The organism is Streptomyces olivochromogenes (genome assembly GCF_001514115.1).
GTDB classification, from domain to species: Bacteria; Actinomycetota; Actinomycetes; order Streptomycetales; family Streptomycetaceae; genus Streptomyces; species Streptomyces olivochromogenes.
This window is the reverse complement of the sequence record NZ_KQ948453.1, coordinates 492,146-517,285: the sequence shown is the minus strand read 5'-3', so window position 1 is coordinate 517,285 and position 25,140 is coordinate 492,146. Positions and strand designations below refer to the sequence as shown.

Annotated in this window: 23 protein-coding genes; 3 read left to right on the top strand and 20 right to left on the bottom strand. The window is 71.5% G+C overall.

Annotation, left to right across the window (positions count from 1 at the left end; genetic code table 11):
• Nucleotides 1-16: 16 nt before the first annotated feature.
• Together AQJ27_RS12025 and AQJ27_RS12020 are read left to right on the top strand one after the other, a co-directional pair.
• Nucleotides 17-721, top strand: coding sequence for a DUF5995 family protein (locus tag AQJ27_RS12025; RefSeq protein WP_067366120.1), 705 nt, complete (start codon nucleotides 17-19; stop codon nucleotides 719-721).
• Between the two features lie 58 nt (nucleotides 722-779).
• Nucleotides 780-1,712 (top strand): LLM class F420-dependent oxidoreductase, encoded by a 933-nt coding sequence (locus tag AQJ27_RS12020; RefSeq protein ID WP_067366117.1) that lies wholly within the window; start codon nucleotides 780-782, stop codon nucleotides 1,710-1,712.
• Between the two features lie 28 nt (nucleotides 1,713-1,740).
• Here AQJ27_RS12020 and AQJ27_RS12015 read toward each other — a convergent pair whose 3' ends face one another.
• From AQJ27_RS12015 to AQJ27_RS11970, 10 genes are all read right to left on the bottom strand, one after another.
• A complete protein-coding gene (locus tag AQJ27_RS12015) occupies nucleotides 1,741-3,435 on the bottom strand; it encodes a flavin monoamine oxidase family protein (RefSeq protein ID WP_067366114.1) in 1,695 nt (564 codons plus the stop codon).
• A gap of 58 nt (nucleotides 3,436-3,493) precedes the next feature.
• On the bottom strand, nucleotides 3,494-4,282 hold the full coding sequence (locus AQJ27_RS12010) for a carbon-nitrogen hydrolase family protein (RefSeq protein ID WP_067366110.1): 789 nt from the start codon (nucleotides 4,280-4,282) through the stop codon (nucleotides 3,494-3,496).
• 252 nt (nucleotides 4,283-4,534) lie between these two features.
• The gene (locus tag AQJ27_RS12005) at nucleotides 4,535-4,915 is read right to left on the bottom strand and encodes a DUF742 domain-containing protein (protein WP_235613734.1); all 381 of its coding nucleotides are present in this window, start codon (nucleotides 4,913-4,915) and stop codon (nucleotides 4,535-4,537) included.
• 7 nt (nucleotides 4,916-4,922) lie between these two features.
• Nucleotides 4,923-5,393: a roadblock/LC7 domain-containing protein gene (locus AQJ27_RS12000; protein ID WP_067366106.1), complete on the bottom strand. Its 471-nt coding sequence runs from the start codon at nucleotides 5,391-5,393 to the stop codon at nucleotides 4,923-4,925.
• Nucleotides 5,383-7,692 (bottom strand): sensor histidine kinase, encoded by a 2,310-nt coding sequence (locus tag AQJ27_RS11995; RefSeq protein ID WP_079064923.1) that lies wholly within the window; start codon nucleotides 7,690-7,692, stop codon nucleotides 5,383-5,385. The genes AQJ27_RS12000 and AQJ27_RS11995 overlap by 11 nt, the downstream gene beginning before the upstream one ends.
• 140 nt (nucleotides 7,693-7,832) lie before the next feature.
• A complete protein-coding gene (locus tag AQJ27_RS11990) occupies nucleotides 7,833-9,308 on the bottom strand; it encodes an HAD-IA family hydrolase (protein ID WP_268814597.1) in 1,476 nt (491 codons plus the stop codon).
• Nucleotides 9,309-9,353: 45 nt separating this feature from the next.
• Complete coding sequence (locus AQJ27_RS11985; protein ID WP_067366103.1) at nucleotides 9,354-10,430, bottom strand: ABC transporter ATP-binding protein; 1,077 nt, start codon at nucleotides 10,428-10,430, stop codon at nucleotides 9,354-9,356.
• Between the two features lie 3 nt (nucleotides 10,431-10,433).
• Complete coding sequence (locus tag AQJ27_RS11980) at nucleotides 10,434-11,312, bottom strand: ABC transporter permease (RefSeq protein ID WP_079064921.1); 879 nt, start codon at nucleotides 11,310-11,312, stop codon at nucleotides 10,434-10,436.
• Entirely contained in the window at nucleotides 11,297-12,208 is a 912-nt protein-coding gene (locus AQJ27_RS11975; RefSeq protein WP_067366101.1) for an ABC transporter permease, read from the bottom strand. Before AQJ27_RS11975 ends, AQJ27_RS11980 begins: the two co-directional genes overlap by 16 nt.
• Nucleotides 12,205-13,362, bottom strand: a complete 1,158-nt coding sequence (locus AQJ27_RS11970) for an ABC transporter substrate-binding protein (RefSeq protein ID WP_067366097.1) — start codon at nucleotides 13,360-13,362, stop codon at nucleotides 12,205-12,207. The genes AQJ27_RS11975 and AQJ27_RS11970 overlap by 4 nt, the downstream gene beginning before the upstream one ends.
• Nucleotides 13,363-13,574: 212 nt before the next feature.
• Here AQJ27_RS11970 and AQJ27_RS11965 point away from each other — a divergent pair, with 212 nt between their 5' ends.
• Nucleotides 13,575-14,315 (top strand): GntR family transcriptional regulator, encoded by a 741-nt coding sequence (locus tag AQJ27_RS11965; protein ID WP_067366092.1) that lies wholly within the window; start codon nucleotides 13,575-13,577, stop codon nucleotides 14,313-14,315.
• 104 nt (nucleotides 14,316-14,419) lie between these two features.
• Here AQJ27_RS11965 and AQJ27_RS11960 read toward each other — a convergent pair whose 3' ends face one another.
• The 10 genes from AQJ27_RS11960 to AQJ27_RS11915 all read right to left on the bottom strand — a co-directional run bounded on the left by AQJ27_RS11960 (nucleotide 14,420) and on the right by AQJ27_RS11915 (nucleotide 25,101).
• Nucleotides 14,420-14,872, bottom strand: coding sequence for an Lrp/AsnC family transcriptional regulator (locus AQJ27_RS11960; protein WP_067366089.1), 453 nt, complete (start codon nucleotides 14,870-14,872; stop codon nucleotides 14,420-14,422).
• A gap of 10 nt (nucleotides 14,873-14,882) precedes the next feature.
• Nucleotides 14,883-16,349 (bottom strand): amino acid permease, encoded by a 1,467-nt coding sequence (locus tag AQJ27_RS11955; protein WP_067366085.1) that lies wholly within the window; start codon nucleotides 16,347-16,349, stop codon nucleotides 14,883-14,885.
• A 306-nt stretch (nucleotides 16,350-16,655) separates the two neighbouring features.
• Nucleotides 16,656-18,098 carry a GuaB1 family IMP dehydrogenase-related protein gene (locus AQJ27_RS11950; protein ID WP_067366460.1) on the bottom strand — a complete coding sequence of 481 codons (1,443 nt, stop codon included), beginning with the start codon at nucleotides 18,096-18,098 and terminating at the stop codon, nucleotides 16,656-16,658.
• 107 nt (nucleotides 18,099-18,205) lie between these two features.
• Complete coding sequence (locus AQJ27_RS11945) at nucleotides 18,206-18,592, bottom strand: barstar family protein (protein WP_067366080.1); 387 nt, start codon at nucleotides 18,590-18,592, stop codon at nucleotides 18,206-18,208.
• Nucleotides 18,589-19,026: a guanyl-specific ribonuclease gene (locus AQJ27_RS11940; RefSeq protein ID WP_067366457.1), complete on the bottom strand. Its 438-nt coding sequence runs from the start codon at nucleotides 19,024-19,026 to the stop codon at nucleotides 18,589-18,591. Before AQJ27_RS11940 ends, AQJ27_RS11945 begins: the two co-directional genes overlap by 4 nt.
• Nucleotides 19,027-19,093: 67 nt before the next feature.
• Nucleotides 19,094-20,137, bottom strand: a complete 1,044-nt coding sequence (locus AQJ27_RS11935) for a sugar-binding transcriptional regulator (protein ID WP_067366076.1) — start codon at nucleotides 20,135-20,137, stop codon at nucleotides 19,094-19,096.
• 78 nt (nucleotides 20,138-20,215) lie between these two features.
• Complete coding sequence (rpe, locus tag AQJ27_RS11930; protein ID WP_067366072.1) at nucleotides 20,216-20,902, bottom strand: ribulose-phosphate 3-epimerase; 687 nt, start codon at nucleotides 20,900-20,902, stop codon at nucleotides 20,216-20,218.
• Between the two features lie 191 nt (nucleotides 20,903-21,093).
• A complete protein-coding gene (locus tag AQJ27_RS11925) occupies nucleotides 21,094-21,921 on the bottom strand; it encodes an alpha/beta fold hydrolase (protein WP_067366069.1) in 828 nt (275 codons plus the stop codon).
• A gap of 70 nt (nucleotides 21,922-21,991) precedes the next feature.
• On the bottom strand, nucleotides 21,992-23,497 hold the full coding sequence (locus AQJ27_RS11920) for a dihydrolipoyl dehydrogenase family protein (RefSeq protein ID WP_425275202.1): 1,506 nt from the start codon (nucleotides 23,495-23,497) through the stop codon (nucleotides 21,992-21,994).
• Between the two features lie 161 nt (nucleotides 23,498-23,658).
• A complete protein-coding gene (locus AQJ27_RS11915; protein ID WP_067366065.1) occupies nucleotides 23,659-25,101 on the bottom strand; it encodes an RsmB/NOP family class I SAM-dependent RNA methyltransferase in 1,443 nt (480 codons plus the stop codon).
• Nucleotides 25,102-25,140 lie beyond the last annotated feature (39 nt).

Below are 25,140 nucleotides of genomic sequence, written 5' to 3'. Positions count from 1 at the left end.
CTGGGAACCTGCCCCCATGACGCAGTTGGAACAGTTCACCACCCCCGTGGACGACATCGCCTCCCGGATGCGCGCCCTGGCTGCGACCCTGCCGGAGCGGGACGGAATCGCGGTCTTCAACCGCGTCTACCTCACCGTCACGGAGGAGGTCGAACGGCGCCTGGACGCGGGGGAATTCCCGGACGGCGAGGCCGCGGTCACGCTGGATGTACGTTTCGCCGAGCGCTATCTGCGCGTGGCCGAGGAGGGGTTCCCGCCCGCCTGCTGGCGCCCGTTGTTCCAGTTCCGGCGCCATCCGGGAGTACGCCCGCTGCAGTTCGCGCTCGCGGGCATCAATGCGCACATCGGACACGATCTGGCGCTCGCCGTCGTGGACACCTGCCGTACGCTCCGCTGCGAACCAGCCGACCTGGAGGACGAGTTCGAGCGCGTGGGTGACCTCCTCGTCTCGCTGGAGGAGCGCGTCCGCGAAGATCTGATGCCGGGCCCCGACCTCCTCCAGATCGCCGATCCGCTCACCCATCTGCTCGGCTCGTGGAGCCTGGAGAGGGCCCGCGACGCGGCCTGGTCGGCGGCGCGGGCCCTGTGGGCGCTGCGCGGACTCCCCGATCTCGCGGAGGAGTTCGCCGACCGTCTCGGCGCCGCGGTCGGTCTGGCGGGCCGGATACTGCTCACGCCCCTGGGGGACCGATCCGGCCATAACGCCGCGTACGGCATGTAACTCACCCTCATACGCGATACGTTCACGATTCAAGTGCCTGACGCGAAGGAGCACAAGCATGGCTGCTCGGCTGGGTCTGAGTCTTCCTCAAACAAGCCAGTACGACATCGGTCGAGACGTCCCCGACGTGGCGCGCACGGCTGAGGAGATCGGCTACGAGAGCCTGTGGGTGTTCGAGCGCGCCCTGTTCCCGGAACCCGCCACACAGGGGCTGTACGGCGTCCCGAACCTGCCCTGGCCCGACTCCTACCGCGGCGTCGCCGAGCCGCTGGTGACCCTGACGCTGGCCGCGGCGGCCACACAGCGGGCGCGGCTGGGCACCAGCGTCCTGGTCGCCCCGCTGCACGGCCCGTTCCAGCTGGCCAGGGCCCTCGGCACACTGGACGCGGCGAGCGGCGGCCGGGTCGTGGCGGGTCTCGGCACCGGCTGGTCGCTCGACGAGTACGCCGCGGCGGGCGTGGCGCCGTTCGAGGAGCGGGGCCGGGTCCTGGACGAGGTCCTCGACGTGTGCCGCGCGGTGTGGGGCCCGGACCCGGTGTCGTACGAGGGCCGCCTGACCAAGATCGAGTCGGCCGTGGTCGCCCCGAAGCCGGCCCGGCCGATCCCGATCCTGCTGCCCGCCTTCAGCAAGAAGGCGCTGACCCGGCTCGTGGACCGCGGCGACGGCTGGCAGCCCGTGGCCCAGGGAGGCGCCGGCCAACTCGCCGCCCAGTGGCAGCAGGTGCGGGATTTCGCGGCCGAGCGCGGGCGCACCGAGCCCATCCAGTCGGTGGTACGGATCAACGCGCGCTACTCCGCCAAGGCCTACGACGGCGCGGACCGCCAGCCCTTCCAGGGCAACGTCGACCAGATCGTGGCGGACCTGGTGCCGTACGCCGAGATCGGCCTCGACGAGTACTTCGTCGACCTCCAGGACGGCCCGCGGGACGCCGAGGAGCTCAAGGACCTGGCCGCCGAGGTGTACGCGGCGGCGCGGGCGGCCGGAATCTGACCGGCCGCCCCACGAAGGCCGACTCGGCTCAGTCCTCGGGCAGTTCCACCGGCGCGATCTCGTCGTAGACGTCGCCGGGACCGGGGTTGGTCGGGTCGGTCGCCCCGCCCAGCTGGCGCATGACGCCCCAGACCGCGTTCAGCGCGGTCTGCACGGCACCCTCGGCCCAGCCTGCCGTCCAGGAGATGTCGTCGCCGGCGAGGAAGATGCCCCGCTTGTCCTCAGGCAGCACGTCCTGCATGAAGTGCGTGAAAAGGCGGCGCTGGTAGCGGTAGTGGCCGGGCAGGTTGGCCTTGAACGCGCCCATGAAGTAGGGCTCGTTCTCCCAGGACACGGTCACCGGGTTGCCGATGATGTGCTTCCTGATGTCGACCTTCGGGTAGATCTCGCCGAGCGACTTCAGCATGACCTCCATCCGCTCGTTCGCGGACAGCGGCAGCCACTTCAGGCTGTCGTCGCACCACGTGTACGAGAGGCAGATGACGGCGGGCTTGTCCGGGCCCTCGTCGAGGAGGTAGGTCCCGCGGGTCATGCGGTCGGTGAGCGTCATCGACATGACGTCACGGCCGGTCTGCTCGTCCTTGTCCAGCCAGAAGGGCCGGTCGACCGGCACGAAGAGCTTGGAGCTCTCCATGTAGTGGGTCCGCTCGATGGCGGTCCAGTGGTCGATCGGGAAGAGCGAGTCGTCACAGGCGATCTTGGAGAGCAGCATCCAGGACTGGGCGGTGAAGATCGCCGCCTTGAAGGTGCGGATGTCACCGTTGGCGTCCGTCACCGTGATCTGGTTGCCCGCCGTGCGGTTCAGCCGGGTCACGGCCGGGCGCGGGGCGCCGTCGTGCAGCTTCGCGAGCGAGGTGCCGTAGGCCCAGTGCACGATCTTCTGCGGCTCGCGCTCCCACAGGCGCAGCGGAAGCTGCTGGGAGCCGCCGACGATGCCGCGGTGGTGGTCGTCGGCCTCGGTGTAGACGACGCGCAGGATCTCGAGGATCGAGTTCGGGAAGTCGGTGTCCCAGCCGCCGGTGCCGAAGCCGACCTGGCCGAAGATCTCGCGGTGCCGGAAGGACTTGAAGGATTCCGAGTCGCAGAGGAAGCCGTAGAAGGTCTGGTTGTCGAGCTTCTCGACGAGCTTCGCCCAGATCTCGCGGATGCGCGGCACATCGCGCTCACGCATGGCCTGGTTCATGTCGGAGAAGTCGGCGCCCTCTTCGAGGCAGGCGTTCCAGGCGTTCATCACGTCGCGGTAGACCTGCGGCAGGTCGTCGACGGTGGTCGCGTAGTGCGACTCGCCCTTGAGGTCGACGACCGTCGAGGGAGTGGACTCCGCGAGCGGGTTGGGGAACGGCCGGGTCTCCAGACCCACCAGGTCGATGTAGTGCTGGAGGGCGGTGGAGGAGGGCGGGAAGCGCATGGCGCCCATCTCGGCGGTGAGCGACGGGTCGCACCCCTCGAAGCCCACGGTCCGCAGGCGACCGCCGATCTCGTCGGCCTCGTAGACGACGGGCTTGAGGCCCATCTTCATCAGCTCGTAGGCGGCCACGATGCCGGACAGGCCGCCGCCGATGACCGCGACCTCGGTGCCGTGCTCGGTCGCGGGTATCTGGCCGAGGCCCGCCGGGTGGGCGAGGAAGTCGTCGTACGCGTACGGGAAGTCCGGGCCGAACATGGTGATCGGCGGCTGCTGCGCGTCGGCGTGCTGGACGGCGGTGGGCACCGTGGACGTCATGGGGTACGGACTCCTTGCGGGAAAGCTGGTGAGGGGAGGCGCCGGGGGCGACCGGGTGTCAGACGAGCGACCCGTAGAGGCCGGGGCGGCGGTCCTTCAGGTACGGGTTCGCCTCGCGCGAGGCCGCGAGGAAGTCGGGGTCGGCGTCGGCGAGGACGAGTTCCTCACCGCGTCCGGCCCGGGTACGGGCGATCCCGTCGGGGCCGGCCAGCGTGGACAGTCCGACGAACTCGAACTCGCCCTCCGGGCCGACCCGGTTGACGTACGCGACATACATCTGGTTCTCGAAGGCGCGCACCGGGACGACGGACTCGGCGACGAACTGGAAGGGGTGCATCTGCGCGGTCGGCACGACGAGGAGGTCGGTGCCTGCGAGGGCGTGCGCCCGGACGTTCTCCGGGAACTCGACGTCGTAGCAGATCATGAGGCCGACGCGGAGGCCGTTGAGCTCCGCCTGGACGACCGGCTGCTCGCCGGGCGTGAAGTGGTCGCGCTCGAAGCAGCCGAAGAGGTGGGTCTTGCGGTAGTTCGCGAGGCGGGTGCCGTCGGCGGAGATGAGCTGCGCGGAGTTGTAGACCGTCTCGCCCTCGCGCTCGGGGTAGCCGTAGACGACGGCGACGCCGTGGCGGGTGGCGATCTCGGCGATCGCGTCGGCGGAGTCCCCGTCGGCGGGCTCGGCGAGGCGGGCGATGTCGTCGCCGATCGCGTACCCGGTGAGGAACATCTCCGGCGCCGCCACGAGCCCGGCGCCGGCAGCGGCGGCGCGGCCCGCGGCCTCGTCGAGGACCTTCAGGTTCTCGACGACCGAGCCGGGGCGGCCGGAGCTCTGGAGCAGGGCTGTGCGCATGCGTGGTCCTCACGGGTACGGAGGGGTGTCGGGGGCTGTCTAGACGGTACGGGCGGGGGGCTCGGGGGGACAAGGAGGAGCCGTTGCGCGCCGGTGGACGAATCGTTGCGTGCGCCCTGCCTCCGGCGGCGATTCGTTGCGCGCCCTCCGACAGGGCCCGAAACCCCTGAGGCGCAGGTCACAGACGTCGTGACGAGCCGTCGCGGCCTCGCCCTGACGAGCCGTCCCGGCCGCACGTCCCGCGTCCCGTTCTCACAGCGCGCGCAGTCGCTCCACGATCTCGCGCAGCAGTTCCGGGTCGGCCGCCGGGTCACCCTGTTCCGGCCGCCGGGGCGCGTCGATGCGTACGAGACCGGCCTCGGCCAGATCGCCGAGCAGCACGCGTACGACGGTCAGGGGCAGGTCGGCGTCGGCGGCGAGCTCGACGACCGGCCGGGGCCCGTGGCGCACCAGCGCCAGCAGGGCGGCGCCTGCGTGGTCGACAGCCGGCCTGCCCTCTTCCGTCCGCAGGGCGGTGACCCGGGACATCAGATCGATCGTGTGCCGGTCCGAGGGCCGGGTCCGGCCCCGGGTCACGGTGTAGGGCCGCACCATCGACCCGGTCTCGTCCTCGTACCAGTGGTCGTCGGTCACGGCCGGGTCAGGGGCCCGCGGGGTCGGCGGCCGACCGTACGGCGGCGGCCATGTGGCGGCCGACACGGCGGACCAGCAAGGCCATCTCGTGGGCGAGCTGGCCGACGTCCGTCTGTACCTCGCTCAGGACGGCCAGCCGGCTGCCGTCGCCCGCCGGGGTGATGAAGAGGTAGGCGTCGTCGAGCATCACCATGGTCTGGCGCACCTCCCCCGCGGCGAAGCGTTCACCGGCCGAGCGGGCCAGGCTGTGGAAGCCGGAGCAGACGGCGGCGAGGTGCTCGATGTCCCGTCGGCGCATGCCGTCCGAGCAGCTCAGCGGGAGGCCGTCGGCGGTGAGGAGCACGGCCTGGCGGACGTGGTCGGTCCTGGCCACGAGGTCGTCGAGCAGCCAGCCGAGGTCCGTGCCGGGCGGCTCGGTGGTGCCGTCCTGGGGCTCGGAGGCCCGGTCGGAGTGCTCGGGGGTCTGGTCACGGAGCATCGTCGGCGTCCGTCCCTTCCTCGGTGTCGGTTCGCCGCTCGGATCCGGGCCCGGTGGGCAGGCCCCTGCGGCCGCGGTCGAGGCCGCGCTGGAAGGCGCCGAAGACCGCGCGGACCTCCTCGGGGGTGACCTCGCGCTCCGACGGCTCGTCGGCGGCCGGGCCCTCGGTGCGCAGTTCGGGGACGAGGGAGGTCTGCCGGACTCGGGTGGGCAGCGCCGGCGGGCTCGTGGCGGGAGCGCTCCGCGGCACACGGTCCGCGGGACGGTCAGGTGCCTCCCGCTGCTTCTCAAGGACCGCGGTGCCCTTCCGGGAGGTCTCGGAGGTCCGGGAGGTGCGCGACGGCAGTGCCCGCGGGTCGGTGTCCGCCGCCGGCTCCGGCCGCTCGGGGTCGACCGGCGCGAGGACCGCCTCCGGCAGCAGCACCACAGCCGTCGTACCTCCGTACGGCGAGCGGCACAGTGTGACCTCGATGCCGTGCCGTGCGGCGAGCCGCCCCACCACGTACAGCCCGAGCCGGTCGTGCCGGGTCGGGTCGAAGTCGTCCGGCGTGGTGAGGGTGCGGTGGGCCTCCTCGATCTCTTCGGGTTCGAGACCGAGCCCCCGGTCGTCGATCTCCAGGACGAACCCGCTCCCGGCCCGGCCGGTGCGCAGGGTGACCTGGGCCTGGGGTGGTGAGAACACGGTGGCGTTCTCGACGAGTTCGGCGACCAGATGCACGACGTCGGCGACGGCGTCCGCCGCCACGCCCACCTCCGGCATCGGCGGGACCACGACGCGCGCGTACTCCTCGATCTCGCTCACCGCGGAGGTCACCACACGGGCGACCGGTACGGGACTGCGCCATCTGCGGCCGGGCGCCGCGCCGGAGAGGATGATCAGGCTCTCCGCGTGGCGCCGCATCCGGGTGGTGAGGTGGTCGATCCGGAACAGGTCGTCCAGGACGTCCGGGTCGTCGGTGCGCCGCTCCAGCGTGTCGACCAGTTTGAGCTGGCGGTGGACGAGCGCCTGGTTGCGGCGGGCGATGTTGAGGAGCACCGCGAACAGCCCGCGGCGCAGGGTGGCCTGCTTGACGGCGGCCTCGACGGCCGCGAGGCGGGCGGTGTTGAAGGACCGGCCGACCTGGCCGATCTCGTCGGCTCCCGCCTCCCCGTCGGCCAGGGGCGGTGCCTCGGTGACGGCGTCCACGTCCTCGCCCGCGCTGAGCCGCCGCATCACGTCGGGCAGTTGGCGGGTGGTGAGGAGGTCGGCGGCGTCCCGGAGGGTCTCCAGGCGGCGCGAGATGCGCCGGGCGCCGCGCACGGCGAACCACAGGGACAGTCCCACGGCGGCGAGTCCGAGTACACCGACGATCGCCGCCTTGGCCAGCTCCCGGTAGGCGAAGGCCCGTCCGCGCTCGGCCGAGTTGACGGCCGACCGCGTGCACAGCTGCATGTACTGCTTGACGGCACGGTCGGTGGTGGTGCGCCAGGAGCCGGCCGCGACGGCCTCCCCCGCACCCCGTGCGCCCGCCCGCAGCAGCGCGTCCTCGCCCCGGGTCAGCTCCCCGTGCAGGGAGCCGCGCTGGAACTTCTCGAAGAGGGCGCGCGAGTCGGCGGGGAGGTCGGGCACATACGTCCGCTCGAAGACCCGGCGGTCCTCGATCGTCGCGGTGAGCGTGTCGTACTGGCGGTCGGTGAGCGATCCGGCCGCCCGCGCCCCGGCGACGAGCGCGTCCTCCCGCGAGACGAACTCCCTCACCCGCACCAGCTCGATGACGACCTGGGCCTCGCGCGCCAGCTGTCCGGCCTGCAGCGCGGTGAGGGCGGACTGGACGTCGAAGCCCGGCTCCACGAGGGCGCCGTACTCGGTGACCGCCCGGTCCCAGCTGATGGCGCGGGACAGCACCCGCTCCCGCAGCGCCTCCAGCCCGTCGAAGGAGCGCAGCACGGCGTCGAGCACCTGCCGCTGCCTGCCGGAGAGCCGCCCGCGGTCGCCGTCCCGGATCGCCGTCCGCATGGCGGTCACGGCGCGGTCGGTGCGGCGCTGCTGCTCCATCAGGTCGAGGGCCGCCGCCGTGCCGTGGTCCGCGCCCAGGTAGGCGGCCGCGAGCCGCCGTTCGATCTGGATCTGGCCGACCGCCGTGTCCACGGGCGTCCCGAAGTCGTCGTACACCCCCTGGACCCGGACGAGCGCGCGCAGTTCGCCGGTGACGGACACCATGGCGAAGCTCCACAGCACCATGAGGGCGACCACCGGAGCGAGCGCGAGCGCCACGATGCGCGTACGGACCGTGGTGGGACGGCCGAAGGACCAGCGCATGGACTCCCCAGGACGACAGAACGGTCGGGTGGCCGGGCGACGGTTGGTTACCCATGGTTGTTACTCGCTGGTAGCGGGCGCGGATCAACCTACGTGATGGCGCGCCCGCACCGCAATGGTTTCCTGGACCAGCGCTCGGTTCAGACGGCGAAAGTGGTGACGACCGCGGCGTGGTCCGAGGGCCAGTCGTTGCCCGCGACCTCGGGCCAGGGACGCGGCGTGCCGGTGACGAGCGCCCGGGAGTCGAGCACCGTCAGCCCCCGGTGCAGCACGAAGTCGATGCGGTCCTGCGGCTCGGGCCGCCCGCTGCCGTCCTCGTGCTCCACGTGGATCGGCGACCAGGTGTGCCCGGGCTGCCGTACGGGGTCGGGGTGGGCCTCGCGGTAGGAGTCACGCAGGCCGGCCTCCTCGGCGGCCCTGGTCACGGGCCACTCGACGTCCGGCCAGTCCAGGTGCGAGGGCGCGTTGAAATCACCGACCAGGACCACGGGGACCGCCTCGGTGGCGGACTCGGTGATCCGCCGCAGGATCTCCCGCATCTGCTCCAGCCGGACGCCCTCGTGGGCGATCAGCTCGGCCGCCGGGAGCCCGTCGAAGCGGGCCTCGTAGGGGCCGTACGGCGTGTAGTCGAGGTGGGCGCTCCAGACGTCCACCTCCTGTCCGCCGTCCAGCCGGACGCGCACTCCGGTGCCGCCGTAGAAGCCGACGTCCGGGTCGCCGTGGCGGGCGGTGATCGGGTAGCGGCTGATGACGCCGAGGTTCTCGCCGGCCCGGTGGTGGTGCCAGCCGAGGGCCTCGGCGAGTTCCTGTGCCGAGGTGCCGTACGTCTCCTGGAGGCCGACCACGTCCGCGCCCGTCTCGGCGATGACCTTGAGCTGCTTCTCGCGGTGGTCGTCGACCTTCGTCCCGCCGTACCAGAGGTTCCAGCTCATCACCCGCAGCTCACGGGGCGCGACCATGGCGCGCAGCCGGGCCGGGGTCACCTCCTCCAGGCTGGTCAGGACGGTGCGTCCGGGTACGGAGTCGATCGGCGCGAGCGAGGGCACGGCGAGCACGGCGCACCCCGCGGCCTCGGCGGACGCCACCCCCGTCTCGGTGTCCTCCACGGCCACGCACGCGGCGGGATCGACGCCGAGGGCGCGGCAGGCGGCGAGGTAGGGGTCGGGGGCGGGCTTGGTGCGTTCGGTGTCGTCGGCCGTGACGGAGACGGCGAAGTGTTCGGCGCCGAGGGCCGCGAGGACGGTGTCGGCGACGGCACGGGGCGACGCGGTCACGAGGGCGGTGGGGACACCCTCGCGGACCAGTTCGCCGAGGAGCCGCAGCGCACCCGGGCGGGGCACGATGCCGGTGCGGACCCGGTGCGCGAACTCCTGGTGCAGTTCGGCGGCGATCTCCCCCGCCCCGGCGCCCGTGATCCCGCCCAGCCAGGCGGCGGTGTACTCGACGGGCCGGCCGAGCACCTCCGGCTGGTCGGCCCCGGTCAGCCGGCGCCCGAGCCCGTCGGCCACCTGCTCCACCGCCTCCCACCAGAGCCGCTCGGTGTCCACGAGCGTGCCGTCCATGTCGAACAGGACGGCCTGGAGGGGGAGGTGGGGGGAGGTGGTGCGGAGGGTCACGGTGCTCTCTTTCACTCGGCGTAACTCAGTGGGGGGATGCGTCGGTTACTGCGTGCGCTCGGCGACCAGTACCGGCCGCTCCGGCAGGCTCACGGTCACGGCGGCGCCCGAGCCGAGCCCGGCGGCCTCGTGGGTGGGCAGGTCGGCCTTGACCTCGGTGGCGTCCGGGAGCCGGACGGTGACGCGGGTGGCGGCGCCGAGGAAGGCGGTGGCGACGACGCGCGCGGTCCCGGCGTCGTCCGCCCGCACCCGCACCGCCTCGGGCCGTACGAGCACGTCGATCTCGGTCGCGGCGGGCGCGTCCCCGTCGACCGGCAGCCGCTGTCCGAGCACCTCGGCCACGCCGGAGTCCAGCCGCCCCGGAATCCGGCTCATCGTGCCGACGAACTCGGCGACGAAGGCGGTCGCGGGCCGCCCGTACAGCTCGGCGGGCGCGGCGCACTGTTCGAGCCGCCCGGCCCGCATCACGGCGACGCGGTCCGCCATGGACAGCGCTTCTTCCTGATCATGCGTCACGAACAGGGTGGTGATGCCGAGTTCCTGCTGAAGCCGGCGGATCTCCTCGCGCAGGGTGAGTCGCACCTTGGCGTCCAGGGCGGAGAGAGGCTCGTCGAGCAGCAGCACGCGTGGACGCAGGGCGAGCGCGCGGGCCAGCGCGATGCGCTGCTGCTGACCGCCGGAGAGCTGGTGCGGGAACCGCTCGCCCTTGTCGGCGAGACCCACGAGGTCGAGCAACTCGGCCGCGCGGGAACGCCGTTCGGCGGTGCGCACCTTGCGCATCCGCAGCCCGAAGGCCACGTTGTCGAGGGCGCTGAGGTGCGGGAAGAGGCTGTAGGACTGGAAGACCATCCCCGCGTCGCGGCGGTGGGCCGGGACCCGGGTGACGTCCTCGCCGTCGACCAGCACCTCGCCGGAGTCGGGGTGTTCGAACCCGGCGAGCATGCGCAGCGCGGTGGTCTTGCCGCAGCCTGACGGGCCGAGCAGGGCGAGGAGTTCGCCGGGCCGGACGGTCAGGTCGAGGCCGTCGAGGGCGACGGTCGGGCCGAACTCCCGCCGCAGGCCGCGGAATTCGACGGTGGCGGCCTTGGCGTCGGCGGCCTTCTCAAGCGTGGTGACGGTCATGGTTCATCCCCGGGATGCGGAAGCGGAACGGGAGCGCCCGCCGAGCCCGGCGAGCGAGAGGAGCAGGGCCCAGGTGACGAGCAGGCTGAGCACGGAGACGGCGACGGAGAGCTGGGCCTGCGAGCCGCCGACGCTGTAGATCCACACGGCGAAGGGCTGGAAGCCGAGCAGCTGGGCGACGGTGAACTCGCCGAGCACCAGGGCCAGCGTGAGGAAGGAGGCGTTGAGCAGCGCCCCGCGCAGGTTGGGCAGCACGACCCGTACCAGCGCCTGCGGCCAGTTCGCCCCGCAGCTGCGCGCGGCCTCGACGAGGGTGCGTACGTCGACGGCGCGCAGCCCGGCGTCCAGGGCCCGGTACACGAACGGCAGTGCCATCACGACGTACGCGAGGACGAGCACTACGGGGAAGTCGGGGTTCTGGAGGGCCACGAACGTCTCGAACAGCGGGGTGCGGGAGAGGTGTTCCGGTCCCCACTTGAGGACCGTGGCGATCCCGGCGACGAAGGCGATCGGCGGGACGACCAGCGGCAGCGAGCAGATCACCTCCACCACGGGCCGCAGCTTCGGGGCGCCGAGCCGCAGCGCGACCATCGCGGGCACCATCAGCAGCAGGACCACGGCGATGGTGGCGGCGGCCAGTTCCAGCGAGAGCAGCAGGCTGGAGCCGAAGCCGTCGGCGGAGACGATCTGGCGGTACGCGTCGAAGGTGATCCCCTGGTTCGGCACGTCGACCGTGAAGACCACGGACGCGGCGAGCGGGACCAGGAAGTAGAGCCCGGCGCAGACGAGGACGACCCCGCGCCAGGGACGTACGCGTACGGACTTGTTCGCCCCGCGGGCGGGCTTCAGGACCCGAGCGGGATTGTTCAGGCTTCCAGCCATCGCGCGCTCCGTCGTTGCAGGGGCAGGTACACGGCCATGACCAGGCCCGCGATGAGGACCATGTCGAGGCTGAGGGCGAGCGCCACGTTCTCCTGGCCGACCAGGACGTTGCCGGAGATGGCGTCGGCGATCTGCAGGGTGACCAGCGGGACCGCACTGCCCACCATGGCCGCCGCGGTGGCGTACGCGGCGAAGGCGCTGCCGAAGAGCAGCACGAGGCCGCCGAGCAGGGAGGGCGTGAGGACGGGGAGGGCGATGTACCGCCAGTACTGGATTCCGGTGGCGCCGTTGTTCTGTGCGGCCTCGCGCCACTGGGAGCGCAGGCCGTCCAGGGCGGGCGTGATGGTGAGGACCATCAGCGGGATCAGGAAGTACAGGTAGACGATGACCAGGCCCCAGAAGCTGTACAGGTTCCAGCCCTTGTCCTTCAGGCCCAGGTGCTCGGTCAGGACACCCGCGTTGCCGAGGGTGGCGACGAACGCGAAGGCCAGCGGGACGCCGCCGAAGTTGGCGAGGACGCCGGACGCGGTGAGGACCGCCTCACGCAGGGCACGGAAACGGGAGGTCACCACGGCCTGGGCGAGCGGCAGTCCAAGGACGGTCGCGATGCCCGCGGAGACCGCGGACAGCTTGACGCTGCCGATCAGGGCGGTGAAGTAGGCGCCCTGGAGCGAGTCGGTCAGGTTGGCCGTGGTGTACGAGGTGGCGCCGGTCGTCTGGTCCTTGACGGTGAAGGCACCGTTCAGCATGGCCAGGGCGGGGACGCCGAAGGCGATCGCGACGAAGACGAGCAGCGGCAGCACGGCGAGCCAGCCGGGGGCGCGGCGCCGCCGCCGCTGGGAAGCGGCGGCGGCGGGCGTCACGTCGGCCCCGGCCTCGGTGAGGACGGTGGTCATCCGGAGACGGCCTTGCCCCAGCCCTGCGCGAGGACCGTCTTGGCCTTGGCCTGCTGGGCCTCGGTCGGGAAGCTCGGCGTGCCGGAGACCGCGGGGAGCTTGGCGGCGGCGGTCTTGTCGAGGGTGCCGGCCGTCTGCATGGCGGTCATCAGGGCCGGACGGGCGTAGCCCTTGAGCCAGAGGTTCTGGCCCTCGACGCTGTAGAGGTACTCCTGCCACAGGCGGGCGGCCGCCGGGTGCGGGGCGTCCTTGTTGATGGCCTGGGAGTAGTACTGGGAGAACTTGCCGTCCGAGGGGACCGTGACCGTCCAGTCGACGCCCTTGGACTTGAACTCGTCGGCGTAACCGGCGTTCAGGTAGTCCCAGTCGATGCTGATCGGGGTCTCGCCCTTCTCGACGGTGGCCGGGGTCGACTCGACGGGCGTGTAGTTGCCGTTCTTCTTCAGCTTGGCGAAGAAGTCCAGGCCGGGCTGGATGTCGTCGAACGAACCGCCATTGGCGAGCGAGGCCGCGTAGACACCACCGAAGGCCGAACCGGACTTGGTGGGGTTGCCGTTGAGGGCGACCTGGCCCTTGTACTCCGGCTTGAGCAGGTCCTTGAAGGTCTTCGGGCACTCCTTGACCTTCTTGGCGTCGCAGCCGATGGAGATGTAGCCGCCGTAGTCGTTGAACCAGCGGCCCTGCGCGTCCTTCTGCCCCTCGGGGATGTCGGCGAAGGCGGTCACCTTGTACGGCGCGACAAGCCCCTGCTGGGCGGCGCTGAGCGCGAACGAGCTGCCCAGGTCGAGGACGTCCGGGGCGCGGTCCTGCCCCTTCCTCGACGTCACGGCGTTGATCTCGTCCTGGCTGGCGCCGTCCGGGTTCTCCACCTCGATCTTGATGCCGTACTTCTTCTTGAAGCCGTCGATCAGGGCGCCGTAGTTGGCCCAGTCACGGGGCAGCGCGATCGCGTGCAGCGTGCCCTCCTTCTTGGCGGCCTTGACCAGGGCGTCGAGGCCGCCGAAGTCCGCGGCGGAGGTCGCGGTGGCCGCGCTCTTGCCGTCGGCGGTGGTCGACTTGTCGTCGGGGGCCGCGCCACAGGCGCTGAGGGCGAGGGCGGCGGCGACGGCGAGGCCGCCGGTGAGGACGGCGGTCCTCGGCAGGAACACGGTCACGGTCTCTCCAGGAGTACGCACGAGGGTTCGGGTAGTGCGGAGAACTTGTCTGAACAAGTTGGCCCCAGTAGGCCCGGCGCGGGTGTCCTGTTCGTAAACTTTGGCGAAACCGTGACCCTTGATTCCCTGCACAATCCCGGCCCGCGCCGATCACGTTCGGATCTCGATTAGGCTGGTCACGCTGTGCACAGCAGTCGAATCAGAGGGGAAGCATGCCGGCGCGACACGAGGAGATCGCCGACGAGCTGCGGCGCGCCATCGACCGCGAGGAGTACACGGTGGGCAGTCTGCTGCCCGCCGAGACGGATCTCGCGGCCCAGTACGGCGTGGCACGCGGCACGGTCCGCCAGGCCGTCGCGGCCCTGACCTCCGAGGGCCTCATCGGCTCCCGCCAGGGCGCCCGCCGGGTGGTCCTCGCCAGCCGCCGCAGCCAGAGCTTCGCCGAACTGCGCAGCTTCGCCCAGTGGGCCCGCGCGATGGGCCGGGAGGCGACGGGACACGTCGTCGAGCAGGAGCACCGCCCGGCGACCGCGGAGGACGCCGTACGCCTCCAACTCCCCGAGAGGACACCGGTGTTGCACGTCCTGCGGGTCCGCGGGCTGGACGGCGAGCCGGTCCTCCTGGAACGGACCGTGTACGCGGACTGGATCTCCCCCGCCGTCGAGGCCATCGAGCCCGACTGCGCCTCGGTCACCCAGCGGCTCTACGAGGACACCGGCCTGGTCTTCGCCTACGGCGAGCACGTCATCGACGCGGTGGCGGCGGGCGCCCAGGACGCCGACCTCCTCGGCGTCCGCCGCACCAGTCCCCTCCTGAGGGTCCGCCGCGTCACCACCACCCGCGAAGGCCGCCCGGTGGAATGGTCCGACGACCGCTACCGCTCGGACGCGGTGAGCTTCAGCGTCCACAACTCGATCGGCAACAACGCGCTGGCCCGCAAAACAGCGGAGTGAGGTGGAGCGCCCCGAAGGGGCGCGGGGCTGTGCATACAGCGGCTCCGTCGCGGGGCGCGCCCAGCCACAACGAACCCGCGGCCGCCTACGAACCCCCGCGCCCCCTACGTAGGCGATCCCGCCGAGAACCGCCGCAGCAACGGAGACAACACCAGCACCGACTTGGTCCGCTCCACGAACGGCTCCCCGGCGATCCGCTCCAACACCCGCTCGAAATGCCGCATGTCAGAAGCGAACACCTGCACCACCGCATCCGCCTCCCCCGTGACGGTGGACGCGGCCACCACCTCCTGATACCGCTCCAACCCCCGCTGGATGGTCTCCGGCGAGGTGTTCCGGCGGCAGTAGATCTCGACGAACCCCTCCGTCTCCCACCCCAGCGCCGCCGGATCCACCCGCACGGTGAACCCGGTGATGGCACCCGTGGCCCGCAGCCGGTCCACCCGGCGCTTCACGGCGGGCGCGGACAGGCCGACCAGTTGGCCGATGTCGGCGTAGGAGCGGCGGGCGTCCTCGGCGAGGGCGTGCACGATGCGTTCGTCGAGATCGTTCAGCACTGCGGGTGTTTCACTTTTCTGATGGCGCGAGACGGGAGCGGCGGTAGCCGTAACTGAAGTAGAACACGAGCCCGGCGGCCATCCAGACTCCGAAGACCACCCAGGTGACGGCCGAAAGGCTGCCCATCATCCACACGCACAGGGCGAAGCCGATCGCGGGCAGCACCGGCGACAGCGGCACCCGGAAGGTGCGCCGCATCTCCGGGCGCGTCCGGCGCAGCACCACGACGGCCACATTGACCAGCGCGAAGGCGAAGAGGGTGCCGATGCTGGTGGCGTCGGCGAGCTGGCCGAGCGGGATCGCGGCGGCGAGGACACCGCAGAACAGCGAGACGATCACGGTGTTGGCGCGGGGCGCGCCGCTCTTCGGGTGGACGCGCGAGAACACCTTGGGCACGAGCCCGTCGCGGGACATGGCGAAGAGGATGCGGGTCTGGCCGTAGAGCACGGTCAGGACGACGCTGGCGATGGCGATGACGGCACCGGCGGCGAGCAGCGTGCCCCAGAAGGTCTGCCCGGTGACGTTCTTCATGATCTCGGCGAGCGCGGCCTCCGAGTCGTTGAACTTCCGCCAGGGCTTGGCGCCGACGGCGACGGCCGCGACGACGACGTACAGCGCCGTCACGATGACCAGCGAGAGCATGATCGCGCGCGGCAGGTCGCGCTGCGGGTCCTTGGCCTCCTCACCTGCGGTGGAGGCGGCGTCGAAGCCGATGTACGAGAAGAACAGCGTGGCACCTGCGGCGCTGACGCCCGCCATGCCGAGCGGCATGAAGTGCTCGTAGTTGCCGGACTTGAAGCCCTGGATGCCGATCGCGCAGAACAGCAGCAGCGCGACGATCTTCACGGCCACCATGATCGTGTTGGCGCGTGCGGACTCCTTGGCGCCGCCGAGCAGGAAGGCCATGGCGAGCAGGACGACGATGAGCGCGGGCAGATTGAAGATGCCGCCGTCGCCGGGAGGTGCGGAGAGCGCGTTCGGGATGGTGACGCCGATCGTGCCGTCGAGCAGTTCGTTGAGGTACTCGCCCCAGCCGACCGCGACGGCGGCCACCGACACGCCGTACTCCAGGACCAGACACCAGCCGCAGATCCAGGCGATCAGCTCACCCATCGTTGCGTACGCGTACGAGTACGAGGAGCCGGCGACCGGGATGGTGCCGGCCAGCTCGGCGTACGAGAGGGCCGAGAAGAGCGCCGTGAGGCCGGCGATCACGAAGGAGAGGGTGACCGCGGGTCCGGCCTTGGGGACGGCCTCGCCGAGGACCACGAAGATGCCGGTGCCGAGGGTGGCGCCGATGCTGATCATGGTGAGCTGCCACAGCCCGAGGGAGCGCCTGAGCGAGCCTCCCTCGCCCTGGCCGCCCTCGGCCACCAGGCGTTCCACGGGCTTGCGGCGCATGAGACGCGCGCCGACACCCGGGGACGGTGCGGCGGAATCTGTGCGGGACTGCGGGGGTGCGCCTTGATCGAGCACGCGGTGACTCCTTCATCGCTGCCGGTCGATACGGCGGGAACCGGCGGCACCCCTGGCAGCGGGGACCCACCGAGCGGGGTCCCCGCCACGCCATGTACAGCGCTTGACCCTATGAGCCCGGGCTTCACGGGCGTAATGCGGCAACCTTGCGCATCTCCGCAAGATCGTTGCGTTCATCGGACCTCGGCGTGTGTTCGTTGCGCGGGGCCTTTCGATGGTTGCGCACACCCCCGCACGGCGATCCGCGGCAGGTACGCCGACGGCCCCCGTGGGCGCACCACGGGGGCCGTACGACGGTGGAACGGGTCAGCTCCAGCTGGCGTGCAGGGGCTTGCCCTCCGCGTAGCCGGCCGCGCTCTGGATGCCGACGATCGCGTTCTCGGCGAACTCCTCCAGGGAGTTGGCGCCCGCATAGGTGCAGGAGGAGCGGACGCCCGCGATGATCGAGTCGATCAGGTCCTCGACGCCCGGGCGGCCCGGGTCGAGGAACATCCGCGAGGTGGAGATGCCCTCCTCGAAGAGGGCCTTGCGGGCGCGGTCGTACGCCGACTCCTCGCTCGTACGGTTGCGGACCGCGCGCGCGGACGCCATGCCGAACGACTCCTTGTACAGGCGCCCGTCGGCGTCCTGCTGGAGGTCGCCCGGGGACTCGTACGTCCCCGCGAACCAGGAACCGACCATGACGTTGGACGCGCCCGCGGCCAGCGCCATGGCCACGTCGCGCGGGTGCCGGACACCGCCGTCGGCCCACACGTGCTTGCCGTACTTCTTCGCCTCGGCGGCGCACTCCAGGACGGCCGAGAACTGCGGCCGGCCGACGCCGGTCATCATGCGGGTGGTGCACATGGCGCCGGGGCCGACGCCGACCTTGATGATGTCCGCGCCCGCGTCGATGAGGTCCTTGACGCCCTCGGCGGCGACGATGTTGCCCGCGACGATCGGGACCTGCGGGTCGAGCGCGCGCACGGTCCTGATCGCGCTGATCATCGACTCCTGGTGGCCGTGCGCGGTGTCGATGACGAGCGTGTCGACGCCCGCGTCGAGGAGCTGCTTGGCCTTGCCCGCGACATCGCCGTTGATGCCCACGGCGGCCGCGATGCGCAGCTTGCCGTCGGCGTCGGTGGCCGGGGTGTAGAGCGTGGCGCGCAGGGCGCCCCTGCGGGTGAGGATGCCGGCGAGCCTGCCCTCGGCGTCCACGGCCGGGGCGTAGCGGCGGTTGGCGCCGTCCAGCTTGTTGAACGCCTCGCGCGGCTCGATGTCGGCGTCGAGGAGCAGCAGGTCCCGGGACATGACCTCGGCCAGCTGCGTGAACCGGTCCACGCCGGTGAGGTCGGCGTCGGTGACCACGCCGATCGGGCGGCCGTCCTCGTCGACGACGACGCCCGCGTTGTGGGCGCGCTTGGGCAGCAGCGCCAGCGCGTCGGCGACGGTCTGGTGGGGGGCCAGGACGATGGGGGTGTCGAGCACCAGGTGGCGTCCCTTGACCCAGGAGACGACCTCGGTGACGACCTCGATCGGAATGTCCTGCGGGATGACCACGAGACCACCCCGGCGGGCGACGGTCTCGGCCATCCGGCGGCCCGCGATCGCGGTCATGTTGGCGACGACCAGGGGGATCGTGGTGCCCGAGCCGTCCGGGGCACTGAGGTCCACGCCCTGCCGGGAGCCGACCGCGGAGCGGCTGGGCACCATGAAGACGTCGTCGTACGTCAGGTCGTACGGAGGCTGGATGTCGTTGAGGAAACGCACGTGCTGCACATCCCAGTCGATCAGAGGTGGCCCCCGGACAGGTCAGCCAGGGGGAAGAGCACGTACTTCATTGTCCCATGGCGACCTGTATGTGATGCCCGGACAGATCATCCAGGCTGGTCAGGGGGCAGTTGGTCGGATCCTCCAAGGGAGAGGACGACCGACAGCGCGGCGTCGTGCTCCTGGTAGTGCCCGGTGGCCGATTCCAGCACCTCCTGGGCGATCTCCCACTCGTCGGGGCGGACCTTGGCGTAGTGCCGCCAGCCGCTCACCAGGATGACGCGGCCCGGGCTGGCGGGCCCCCAGTCGGGGTCGCCCAGGCAGTCCGCGAGGGCGTCCCAGTTCCGGCCGAACCACTCGGGCAGGTCGAGGGCGCGGACACAGCGTTCCATGAAGGCCGCCTTGTCCGAGACGCCGGTGAGGTCGAGGACGCTGACCTGCCATCCGACCGCGCGCGCCGCGCGGAACACCTCCGCCAACGGGCCGTCCGTCATCTCAGCACCGCCCTGAACGACTTGTAGTGATCACCGGTGTAGTAGATCTCACCGCCCTGCCCGGTGACAATGCGACGGGCTCCCCGATCGTGTGCGCCGGGCGTTTTGACCGTGTACTCGTGGTAATAGCCGCGCTGGTGCCTGGGCAGCATGCCCTCGAAGTTCCCGAAGACGATGCCGTCCCTGGCGTACGGGAAGGGGCCGCCCTTGTCGATGAGGGCCAGCGTCGTGCGGGCCTCGGCGGGCAGCCGGGTCGCGTCGACCGTCCCCATCCCGTGGGCCCAGGATGGAACCGCCGAACGGGCCGCCGACGGGGCTCCCGTCACCGCACCCGCACCCGCACCGGCCGACTCCGTCGATGAGCAGCCCGTCAGGAGCACGCCGAAGCACAGAAACAGCCCCACGAGCGCCCGGGGCACCCACCGCACCACCACCATGCCGCCGATGCTGCCACGCCCCCGCCGCGCGGCGCGCCGATACCCCGAAGGGCCTCCCGACGGGTCACGGACCGTCCGGGTCCGCCCGGTTCAGGGCGGGTCGGGGAGTCGCGCCCGCTGTCATCAGGTAGTCCGCGGCGGACGTGTCCGTCACCAGGCTGGTGACGAGCCCGGACCGCAGCACCGCGTCGATGGCGGCGGCCTTGCGCTGTCCGCCCGCGATCGCCACGACCTCGGGGATACGCCGCAGCCGGTCGGCCTCGACGGTGATGCACCGCTCGCCCAGGTCACGGCCGACCCGCCGGCCCTCGGTGTCGAAGAGGTGCGCGGACATCTCGGCGGCGACACCGAGGGTGGCGTAGTGGGCGCGCTCCTCCTCGGTGAGCATGTCGTGCACCGTCGAGATGCCGGGCTCCCAGGAGCCGATCGACACACAGGCGACCGTGACCTTGTCGAAGTACTCGAAGGCACGGGCGATCCCGGTCTGGCTGCGCAGCGCGGCCGCGGTGGCCGCGTCGGGCAGCAGCATCGGCGCGTAGATGGGGTGGGCGTCGCCGCCCGACACCTGCGCGGCGCGGCGTACCGCCTCCACCGACCCGCGCTCCGCGGTCCCGGCGTCGTACACGCCCGTCAGCTGCACCACCGTGCACGGCGGGAGCCGGTCGAGCGCCGCCGCCATGTGGATGGTGGAGCGGCCCCAGGCCAGGCCCAGCACATCTCCCTCGTTGACCAGCTCACCGAGCAGGTCGGCGGCGACTTCACCGAGGTTCTCGGGGTCGGGCGACTCCTCGGCATCCGCCGGGGACTCGACCACGACGGCGTGCCGCAGGCCGTAGCGGGCGCGCAGCGCGTCGGAGCGCTCCGCGTCCAGCTCGGCGGGCACCCGGATCTCGATCCGCACGAGATCCCGTTCGAGGGCGGTCTCCAGGACCCGGGCCACCTTGAAGCGGCTGACGCCGAACTCCTCGGCGATCTGGATCTTGGATTTGCCCTCGAGGTAGAAGCGGCGGGCCATGGCCGCCGCCTGGACCAGCTCAGCGGGTCCCATCCGCATGGCTGACCGGCCCGCCGACATACCCGACACGGCGATCTCCTCACTGCTGTTCACACTCTGGATTCGCCGTTCATCCTTGCAGATCCGGCGTACTTGATCAGCCCTGATGGGCGGCGTTCACGTTCCCTTTGGTCAGTGGTCGCACGCCCACGCCGCATGGGCCGTCGCGCCCTGAGCCTGGGTGCGCAATGCACGTACCGCCTGGGCCGGATCCGCGGCCCCGTACACGGCCGAACCGGCGACGAAGACGTCCGCACCCGCCTCCGCGCACCGCTCGATGGTGGACGCCGACACACCGCCGTCGACCTGGAGCCAGAGCTCGAGGCCGTGCTTGCTGATCAACTCACGGGTGCGGCGGATCTTCGGCAGCATGATGTCCAGGAACGCCTGGCCGCCGAAACCGGGCTCGACCGTCATGATCAGCAGCATGTCGAGCTCGGGAAGCAGGTCCTCGTACGGCTCGATGGGGGTCGCGGGCTTGAGCGCCATGGAGGCGCGGGCACCCTTGGCCCGGATCTCGCGGGCGAGCCGCACCGGCGCGGCGGCCGCCTCGACGTGGAAGGTGACGGAACCGGCACCCGCTTCCACGTACTGGGGTGCCCACCGATCGGGGTCCGCGATCATCAGGTGACAGTCCAGCGGCGTGTCCGTCGCACGGGCCAGGGACTCTACAACCGGCACACCGAGCGTGAGGTTCGGGACGAAATGGTTGTCCATGACGTCGACATGGAGCCAGTCCGCGCCCTCCACCGCCTGTGCCTCCTCGGCAAGACGGGCGAAGTCCGCGGACAGAATGCTGGGGTTGATCTGCACGGCCATGCCCCAAGCCTGCCATGCCCCGGGCCGGTTGCTCTCCTCGGTCCGGCTCCTGGACCGTACCTGAGACATACCGGCGTCCTGCCTGCGCCATACATGCGCCATACATGCGCCGTGCCCGAGCCCCACCGGGGCGGCACCGGGACCGTTGCGCGGGTGTCGCGCCCCGCACGGTCGGGGTGCCGCCGGGTTCGTCAGCTGCGGGCGAAGGCCAGCAGGTCGGCGTCGAAGACGTCCTTGAACGGGGCGACCATCGACAGGCCGTGCGGGGCACCCGGGTACACCTTCAGCGTGGCGTCCTTGACGATTTTCGAGGACTTCTCCGCGGCCGCGACGATGGGCACGATCTGGTCGTCGTCGCCGTGCGCGATCAGGGTGGGGACGTCGAACCGCTTCAGGTCCTCGGTGAGGTCGGTCTCGGAGAACGCCTTGACGCAGTCGTACGAGCCCTTGATCCCCACCTGCAGGGACCACAGCCAAAACGCGTCCCGCGTGCCCTGGGACACCTGCGAACCGGGCCGGTTGGCACCGTAGAAGGGCGCGCTGAGGTCCTTGTAGAACTGCGAGCGGTCGGTCGCGACGCCCTTGCGGATCTCGTCGAAGACCTCCAACGGCAGCCCCTCGGGGTTCGCTTCCGTCTTGAGCATCAGCGGCGGGATCGCGCCGAGGAGGACGGCCTTGGCGACCCGTCCGGTGCCGTGGCGGCCGATGTAGCGCGTCACCTCGCCGCCACCGGTGGAGTGGCCGACCAGGATCACGTCGCGCAGATCGAGGTCCTCGATCAACTGCGCCAGATCGTCCGCGTACGTGTCCAGGTCGTTCCCGTCCCACGGCTGGCCCGAGCGTCCGTGGCCTCGGCGGTCGTGCGCGATCGCACGGAAGCCGTTTTCGGCCATCATGCGGACCTGGGGGTCCCAGGCGTCGGCATTCAGCGGCCAGCCGTGGCTGAACACGACCGGCTGCCCCGTACCCCAGTCCTTGTAATAGATTTCCGTGTCATCCTTCGTGGAAATGAAAGGCATGGCATATTTCTTTCGATCGAGTTACGTGCGGGATCCCTGATCGGCTGAAATGCATGACGGGAATTTCACGCTACCCGACACGCCGCTTTTCCGCGCGATACGCCTCCAGCAGGCGGAGCCACACCTCGCTCGCGGTGGGGTAGCTGGGCACGACATGCCACAGCACGGGAAGCGGCACTCGCGCGACGATGGCCGTCGTGGCGGAGTGGACGAGTTCCGCGACGCCCGAGCCGACGAACGTCGCGCCCACCACCGTGTCGGTACCGCGGTCGAAGACCAGTTTGGCGCGCCCGAGGTAATCCTCGCGCTGCACATACGTGCCGGCCAGCGCGGCCATGTCGTACTCGACCGTCGCCACGTCGAGTCCCGCCGCGCGCGCCTCCCGCTCGGTCATGCCGGCCGATCCCACCTCCGGGTCGGTGAAGGTCACCTGCGGGTTGCCCCGGTGTCCGTCGGCGGAGCCGGGCACGCCGCTCCCCGCTCCGTCCGGCCGCCCTTCCGTGGCACGGGCGGCGATCACCTCACCGGCGATCCGCGCCTGGTACTTGCCCATGTGGGTCAGCAGCGCGCGTCCGCAGACATCACCGACCGCGTACAGCCAGTGCCCGTCCACCGCCCGTACGGCCTGCTCGTCGTCGACCTCCAGAAAGCCGCCGTCGGGGCATCCCACCGACGACAGGCCGATGTCCTGGGTGTTCGGCGTACGGCCGGTGGCGAGCACCAGTTCGTCGGCGACGAGCGTGCTCCCGTCGTCCAGCCGGACGGTGACCTCGCCGCCGTGCGGCAGCCCGACTCCCGTGTCGCGGGGATCGTCGCGCCGCACCTCGGTGACCGACCTGCCGGGAAGCAGCCGCACCCCCGCGGCCGTCAACCGGTCGGCCACCATGCGCCCGGCGAAGGGCTCCGCCCGGGCCAGCAGGCCGGCGCGCCGGTACACGATGCTCAACTCCTCGACGCCCAGCGGCTTCAGCCAGGTCGCCGCCTCGCACGCGACGACCCCACCGCCCAGCACCACGACCCGGCGTGGCACCTCGTGCAGATTGGTGACGTCGCGGGATGTCCAGGGGCGTGCCTCGCTCATGCCGGGGATCGTCGGCACGGTGGTGCAGGAGCCCGTGTCGATCACCACCGCGTGCCGTGCGGTCAGCACACGGGTGCCGCCGGCCGCCGTCCGAACCGCCACCGCGCGCTCCCCGGCGAGCCGCCCGTACCCGCGCACGACATCGATGCCGACGCCGAGCGCCCAGCCGATCTGCGAGGAGTCGTCGAGGCCGTTCACGACGGTGTCCCGGCGGGCCAGTACCGCCCGCACGTCCAGTTCGCGCCCGGTCAACAGCGAGGACACGCCCGGCACATGCCGTCCGCCGTCCAGCACCTCGGCCGGGCGCAACAGGGCCTTGCTGGGCATGCAGGCCCAGTACGAGCACTCGCCGCCCAGCAACTCCGCCTCGACCAGCACCGCGTCCAGACCGGAGAACTGCGTGGCGTACTGAGCCGCGTTCTCCCCGGCCGCGGCGCCGCCCAGGACGATGACGTCCCACTCGGAACGATCGGGATCCACACGCGCTGCCATCATTCACGCCCTCAACTACGAGAATGGTGAACCCGGAGGATTCGGCGATGGCTCTCGTATTGCGCTCGGACGGGGGTTACCACGCCTCGTCCTACTCCGCTCCGGCCTTTTCTCCGAATACGAGAAAGAATACGCCTTCGGGCTGTTCTCGGCGCTGGGAAAGGTCACGCCGTCCGGCGGATCAGCGCCAGATACATGGCGTCCGTACCGTGCAGATGCGGCCACAGCTGTACGTCGGGGCCGTCGCCCAGCGCCGGGACGCCGGGCAGGAGCGGGCGGGCGTCGAGAAGTTCGGCGGAGCCCGTGTCGTAGTGCTTGAGGACGTCGTCCACGACCGCACGGGTCTCGGCGAGGTGCGGCGAGCAGGTCGCGTATCCGACGACGCCGCCGACCCGTACGGAGTCCAGCGCCGTGCGCAACAGCCCGCGCTGGAGGGGCGCGAAGCCGTCCAGGTCCTCGGGACGGCGCCGCCAGCGGGCCTCGGGACGGCGGCGCAGGGCGCCAAGACCCGTGCAGGGCACGTCCATGAGCACCCGGTCGAAGGTGCCGGGCAGCCACGGCGGACGGGTGCCGTCGGCGGCGATGACCTGGTAGGGGCCGGGATTGCCCGCGAGCGCCTTCGCCACCAGGCCCGCCCTGTGCGGCTGCTTCTCCGAGGCGAGCAGCGCGGCGCCGCGCTCGGCGGCCAGTCCGGCGAGCATGGCGGCCTTGCCGCCGGGGCCCGCGCAGCCGTCGAGCCACGCCTTGTCGGGGCCGTCGAGCGGCGCGTTCGCGAGAGCGAGCGCCACCAGCTGGCTGCCCTCGTCCTGGACGCCCGCGCGCCCCTCCCGTACCGCGTCGATGGCACCCGGCTCGCCGCCCTCGCTGAGCCGCACCGCGTACGGCGACCAGCGTCCCGGCAGCGCGGACTCCTCGCCGAGGACGCCGAGGAGTTCGTCGGCGGTGGAACGCCCGGGCCGCGCCACGAGCGTCACCTCGGGCCGCTCGTTGTCGGCCTCCAGCAGGTCCTCGATCCCGGCACGGCCGCCGCCCAGCGCGTCCCACAGCGCCGAGACGACCCAGCGCGGGTGCGAGTGCACGACGGCGAGGTGGTCCTCGGGGTCCTCGTCGTAGGGCGGCGCGACCTGCTCCAGCCAGGCGTCGAGATCCTGCCGGGCGACCTTGCGCAGCACGGCGTTGACGAACTTGGCGCGCCCGTCGCCGAGTACGACGCGGGCGAGTTCGACGGAGGCGGACACGGCGGCGTGCGTCGGGATGCGCGTCCCGAGCAGCTGGTGCACGCCGAGGCTGAGCACATCGAGCACGGGCGGATCGACTTCTCGCAGCGGCCGGTCCACACAGGCCGCGATGACGGCGTCGTACGTCCCCTGCCGGCGCAGCGTCCCGTACACCAGCTCGGTGGCCAGCGCCGCGTCCCGCCCGTCGAACTTTTCCGGTCCCTCCTTCTCGCGCGCCTTGCGCAGCAGCGGCGGCAGCACGAGGTTCGCGTACGCGTCGCGCTCGTCCACGGCCCGCAGCGCCTCGAAGGCGAGCATGCGGACCGGGTCCTTCTGGGGGCGGCGGTAGGGCTTGCCGGGCTTGCGCGGCCCGCGGGACTGCTCAGTCACGAAAAAGGTGCTCCGGATCCTGGATGGTTCGACCCCTCC